This window comes from Pseudomonas sp. GV105 (genome assembly GCF_003058185.1).
In the GTDB taxonomy this organism is placed as follows: domain Bacteria; phylum Pseudomonadota; class Gammaproteobacteria; order Pseudomonadales; family Pseudomonadaceae; genus Aquipseudomonas; species Aquipseudomonas veronii.
Map to the genome: position 1 here is coordinate 1 of NZ_QBUF01000030.1, position 5,930 is coordinate 5,930.

Annotated in this window: 7 protein-coding genes; all 7 read right to left on the reverse strand. The window is 54.4% G+C overall.

Annotated features, from left to right (window positions below):
- On the reverse strand, positions 1–168 hold a 168-nt coding region (locus tag C8K66_RS31450; protein WP_371928177.1), incomplete at its 3' end, for a PAAR domain-containing protein.
- A complete protein-coding gene (locus C8K66_RS30370) occupies positions 165–2,504 on the reverse strand; it encodes a DUF2235 domain-containing protein (RefSeq protein WP_108526698.1) in 2,340 nt (779 codons plus the stop codon). The genes C8K66_RS30370 and C8K66_RS31450, both read right to left, overlap by 4 nt.
- The gene (locus C8K66_RS30375) at positions 2,492–3,022 is read right to left on the reverse strand and encodes a DUF3304 domain-containing protein (RefSeq protein ID WP_256591121.1); all 531 of its coding nucleotides are present in this window, start codon (positions 3,020–3,022) and stop codon (positions 2,492–2,494) included. Before C8K66_RS30375 ends, C8K66_RS30370 begins: the two co-directional genes overlap by 13 nt.
- 139 nt (positions 3,023–3,161) lie before the next feature.
- A complete protein-coding gene (locus C8K66_RS30380) occupies positions 3,162–3,848 on the reverse strand; it encodes a DUF3304 domain-containing protein (protein ID WP_371928176.1) in 687 nt (228 codons plus the stop codon).
- Positions 3,836–4,363 (reverse strand): DUF3304 domain-containing protein, encoded by a 528-nt coding sequence (locus C8K66_RS30385; protein WP_158276057.1) that lies wholly within the window; start codon positions 4,361–4,363, stop codon positions 3,836–3,838. The genes C8K66_RS30380 and C8K66_RS30385 overlap by 13 nt, the downstream gene beginning before the upstream one ends.
- 75 nt (positions 4,364–4,438) lie before the next feature.
- Positions 4,439–5,209, reverse strand: a complete 771-nt coding sequence (locus tag C8K66_RS30390) for a DUF4123 domain-containing protein (RefSeq protein WP_108526699.1) — start codon at positions 5,207–5,209, stop codon at positions 4,439–4,441.
- Positions 5,210–5,219: 10 nt separating this feature from the next.
- Positions 5,220–5,930 (reverse strand): DUF2345 domain-containing protein (locus tag C8K66_RS30395; protein ID WP_146181404.1); only part of this gene is annotated, 711 nt, incomplete at its 5' end.

Sequence of the window (5,930 nt, forward strand, 5' to 3'; positions counted from 1 at the left end):
CATGGTTGAACCCGAAGCGCCTTCGATAATGTGCGTAATGCCATGCAGGTTGCAGCGAACTTGATCATCCACGCAGGCCACTGGTTTGCCGAAGGATTTGTAGTGCCCCGACAAAACCTCACCGCCAAACGGGTGCAGTGGGTCGCCCATGCGTACCAGGGGCATCATGACACCAGCTCCTTAACCTGTTCGACCAACCCGCCAGTGCGTTTCAGATAGTCCAACATGTTCTGCCTGCGCAGGGCCTCTTCACCCTCGATAATGGCTTGCGTTTGCTGCGCCACCACCTCACCGATCGCAAAGGTCGGTTGCAGGATTTTCTCCGCCCCGGGCAGGAAAGGCTCCACTTTGCCACTGACGACATCGATCACCTGGTAGCCCACTGATGCACCAGCCAGCGTGCCTGCCAGACCTTTCCAGCCATGACGACGGATGCTGTACACCCCGCCCAGTACCAATGCGATGCCCACCACACGCCCGGCCACCACCACCGGGGTCATACGCTTGTTGGTCTCGTCGCCGAAATACACCATGCGGTAACGAAAATAATCCCCCCACAACTCCCGTGAACTCGTAGCGTCGTGCATAAACCAGGCACGCGAGTCATGCATCTGGTCGTCAAATAGCCCGACCAGCGCAGCTTTCTGCGGCGAATCGCTGACGCGAAACTTATTGCTGTTGTTCCCGAGCTCAACAAACAGCTCCTTGGCGCGCATTTCACCCTCGGCCTTGATCCGCTCATACTCCTGCTGCTCGTCGTCGTCATTGAGCAGGTACACCGTGTCCCTAAGCGCCACATCGACGACCCAGCCTGCCACGCTGGTCTGATCGCGCCGCCAACCTTGGTAGTCGTGTTCGAACTCCACAGCGGCCTCGTGGATCTGCTGCTGATCCCTTACCGGTTCGTAAGCCGGCGGGCTGGCCGTTCCCAACAGAAGCTGTGCTTCGTTCTCCTGACCCCGGGCCGCCTTGCGCTTTTCTTTGGCGATGGCTATCTCAGCCTCACGTTTGGCTTTTTGCGCCGCTTCCAGCGATGCATTGGTCTGTGTGGCTTGGCCGTAAAAAGGTTGATTGACGTAACTGCCACGGGCCAGACGCTCGATGCGCCAGCCAGTGAGCCAGGCCAATTGCGCGGCCATGGCGTCTTCGAGGGAGTGGCCCAGGCGTAGGGATGGGCCGTTAGACGGGGTTGGTGGGGTGGTTTCTTCGGTTAGGCCCAGGGTGTTGCGCCAGGCGTTGAAGCGGTCGATGAGTACCTCATCAAGAACGAACTCGTAGTCGCTCTCTGTCGACATGGTGCGCTCTGGTTTAATCTGCCGCAGCTTATCCGGCACCACCGTCTTAGGCACCGTCAACGGTGCACCAGCCGCAAAAGCCTCCGCATACAGGTCATGCAGCACAATCTGCGACAGCAACTCGCCCGAACCGCCTCGCGCCTTGCCTTGATCCCCCGGTGGGTAACCGCCGCCCACATCCGAGTGCACTCCGGGGTAGACCACCTCTCGGGCATAAGGGGGATAAAGGCCATCTGCATAACGGATCGAGTCCAACGGGAAGCACAAGCGCTGCTCATGGGCCGCGACAAAATGCCGGCAGACCTTGATCCACTCGGGGAATATCTTGACATCGGGTAACTGCTGCGTGCCATCGGCCCAGTCCATATGCCCGTCGGCAAAGGGCGCGGCATGGGCGCTGCCCACCGAAGCCACGGTGTCGAGCAAGCCAAGAAACTCGATGGTCAACGGCAGTCCCAATAATGCCTGCTCTGGGTGTTCGGCCTCTTGCGGGGTATCGAATAGCTCACTCAACCAGGTAACGAAGGTACGAGCCTCGGCCGCCCCACGGGAAAAACCATAGACGAACAGCTTGATCGCCAGCACCTTGGGCTGCACGGTCGCGACCCTGGTCCGCAAGGGCTCCAGCAGCGAGGCCATGGCCTGGCGCCGGCTGCTTTTACCCAGCGCAGTCAGCGGCCAGGTGGTGGCCATGGCTTTGAGCTTGGCCTGCATGGTCGTCAAGGACAGTTCGTCTTTGGTTAGGGCAAAGGACAAAGCATTGGCGATTTGAAGTAACCCCCAGTTGATCCGATCCTCACCCCGATTGGCGAAGGCCAACCCGCGCATGCTGAAGTCCAACTCGCCAATTTCAGGAAAGGGGGTGCCCACACCGGGGATGTAATAACGAAAGTAGCCGCTTTCCGGCTGCTCCAGAGTGGCGTGGTAGAGCCGAGCGATATTGGTCGGATGGGGCGGCGTGGCCTTATGAGTGTCGTAGGGTTCGTTGTTGTTAGTACCGTCAAAGAACAAGCTGATATGCAGACTGCGTGCGCAAGTGGAAGCACCACGCAAACCGCGCCGCGCATTCAACTCCTGGCGATACCGCTCCGTCTCGGCCATTTGCAAGTCGTAATTATCGCTTACCTTCTGCGGATCACTGGGTAGACGCCCCGCCTTTGGAAATAAGGCCGGCACATAAACCGATTCGGTGCTCTTCACTTCGGACATATAGCTGGCTCCTTCATTTCCAATGGTTCTTTAATCGGATATCCAGGTTGGCCATAAGCCATACAGGCAGTTGTGACTTTGATCTGATTGCACGGCAAGAAATGAACTTTTAATGAACACAGCTTTTCTATCTCATAAGCTGGGAGATCTACTATGGCACTGTGTTGTTTGTAGTTGGTTTTATGTTTGGCCATAAAAGTTCGAAATGCATCCGAGCCTAAAGGCGGAGATTTTGCATAGGGGTTCGGGTCAGTTTCCCACTCCACTTCAAGCTTCAAGCCTGGCTGCCATTGCCTTGGCAACATCGCACAACACATCCCACCGCCATCGCCAAAAGGACTGACATTCCCGCCGCCATAACCATTCACGGAAAAATGATTAATAGCTGCTGAGGTGTGATTGACGGCATTTAAGTTACCCGCTAAAAATTTAGACTCCCCCACCGAGCACCCAGCCAGTAACAAAAGCAAACAACCGCCCAACCATCGGCACATAGCACTGCCTTCTAAATAGTTCATCCCATGCTCCTTATTCACACTTAATCTCTGTAAGAAAAATACCTGCACCAAACCTCTTTCATTCAGAACCCCCTGCGATTCACTGGATAAACATCCTTTCTTGGAAAAAAGTCAGACACATAAACCGATTCGGCGCCCTTCACTTCGGACATATGGCTGGCTCCTTCATTTCCAATGCTTCTTTAATCGGATATCCAGGTTGGCCATAAGCCATACAGGCAGTTGTGACTTTGATCTGATTGCACGGCAAGAAATGAACTTTTAATGAACACAGCTTTTCTGTCTCATAAGCTGGGAGATCTACTATGGCACTGTGTTGTTGGTAGTTCGCTTTATGCTTGGCATAAGCTTCTTCATCAGGACCGTACCCGGATGTTTTTCGCTTAAGCCTCGCATAAGGATTAGGATCAGTTTCCCACTCCACTTCAAGCTTCAAGCCTGGCTGCCATTGCCTTGGCAACATCGCACAGCACATCCCACCACCATAACCATGGGGAGATATATTGGCGCCACCATAGCCATTCACCGAAAAGTGATTAATGGCCGCTGATGTGTGGTTCACTCCATTCAAGTTACCCGCTAAAAACTTGGACTCCCCTACCGAGCACCCGGCGAGTAAAACAAGCAAACAACCGCCCACCCATCGGCACATAGCACTGCCTTCTAAATAGTTCATCCCATGCTCCTTATTCACACTTAATCTCTGTAAGAAAAATACCTGCGCCAAACCTCTTTCATTCAAAACCTCCTGCGACTCACTGGATAAACATCCTTTCTTGGAAAAGTCAGACACATAAAACGATTCGGCGCTCTTCACTTCGGACATATGGCTGGCTCCTTCATTTCCAATGGTTCCTTGATGGGGCTATTGGGTGATGGATAGCGCCAACAAGACGTGGAGACCTTGACTTGATTGCAGGGTAAAAAATGCACTTCCAACGCACACAATCTATCCTCATAAGGAGGAAGCTCTACTATGGCACTGTGTTGTTGGTAGTTGGTTTTATGTTTGGCCATAAAAATTCGAAATGCATCCGAACCTAAAGGCGGAGACTTTGCATAGGGGTTCGGGTCAGTTTCCCACTCCACTTCAAGCTTCAAGCCTGGCTGCCATTGCCTTGGCAGCATCGCACAGCACATCCCACCACCATAACCATGCGGAGATATATTGGCGCCGCCATAGCCATTCACCGAAAAGTAATTAATGGCCGCCGACGTGTGGTTCACTCCATTCAAATTACCCGCTAAAAACTTGGACTCCCCCACCGAGCATCCGGCGAGTAAAACAAGAAAACAACCGCCCACCCATTGGTACATAGTGCTGCTTTTTAAATAGCTCATCCTCTACTCCTTATTCGCACCAAAGTCCGGCACGCCCCCCCCTGTATTGCTCAACAGACAACTAAGACTTATCAGCTAGGCAATATCCGCCCTACTCCAATGCAACTCTGCGTATAATTTCAAGTCACCAAAATAGTTTTCTTGACTGGCTTGCAGCACTACGCGATAACAACATGCAAAACACTGCTCATGGGAAAGTTCCGAAAACCTCGCCCTGGCAACTTCGAACAGATTCTGTGCGTCACTGATGCTGCCCAACCGGTCAAATTGAGCGTCAGCCAAGTTGATGGGAGGAAAGGTTTCAGCCAGGGGCTGATTCGACCGATAGGTACCAGGCTGCCAGACAGGCTGCTGGTCCCGGTTCAGCCAACTCCAGAACAGGGTCACGCGCAGAAATTGCTCTTTCTGTTCTGGGCTCAATACGCTGGCCAACAGTTCGGGCATTACGCGGGGGTCATAGAAGCGCAGCAATCCCGACTGGCCTCCCCACTCAAGCTGCGAGAGCCCCTGAAGGGACTTAGCCAAAACATCAAACGGCATAGGTGAAATCAACAGCATGAGGCGTGGCAGATGCCCGACTTGCTCAATCAGTTCTTCCAGCCAGGCTTTGTGCCGCCAGTCGTCGAGGTTGATTCGCATCAAAATGGGCGCCTGCGTCAACAGTGCCTCTTCTGGTGTTGCACTGAATAAAGAAAACCAGCGCATGCCCGGTTCCATAAGGCGAAGGGCCGGCAATAGGGATACATCCCAGGCGGCTTGATCAACCACGACATCGACATGCCCCACGTTCGCGGAACCGCACAGGCTTTCTATTTGCTCGATCCAGCGTGTGTAGTGTTCTTGCATTTTTCTACCCTCAGTCGGTGGCGCGCATGACCGCGCCCGCTGCTTGCGTTTGAGCAATTTTCAGGCACTCTTCGCACACCGACTGCGGCAACTCACGCAAAGGAAAGCGCTGGCTGGTCGTGGTTTCCCAGACGTGTTGGCCTTTAAGGTTGAGCTTGCCCGGGGTGTGGATATCGATAGCGCCGCCGGGTGTGATGCGGATATACCCGCCACCACACGCCAAGGTGATGCCGTTTTTAGCCGTCAGTTGCAGATGCCCCTGTACGGTCTGCAGGGTGATGTCTTGCTGGGCAATCAGATTCAACACGTCGTTGTGGGATTCGATTTCCAGCGGCCCCTTGCCGGACACCAGGCGCATGCCTTCCTGCTGGGCAAGCAGGGAAATGGCCTGATTCGCATGGACGGACAGCCGTTGAGCGGCAGCCAGGTTGATCTCATCGTTGCTTTGCACATACATCGCCTCGCCGCTTTTGAGCAGCAGGCTCTCAGGGGTTACCGCGCCAATGCCCTTGGGCGCACTGAGTAGGATGGCCGAGGCGTTCAGGTCTTTGGCGTTGTCCTGGAACTGTTGCAGACCATCAATGGCGGGTTTGCGACTGCGATGAGACTGGGCGATTGCCTGCCAATCAGCGATTTGTTGTGTGGCTCCCGCGACCAGATCGGTGGCTGGCGCCATGGTGAGCACATCACCAGAAGCCTTGGCCTGTATATCCGCACTGAT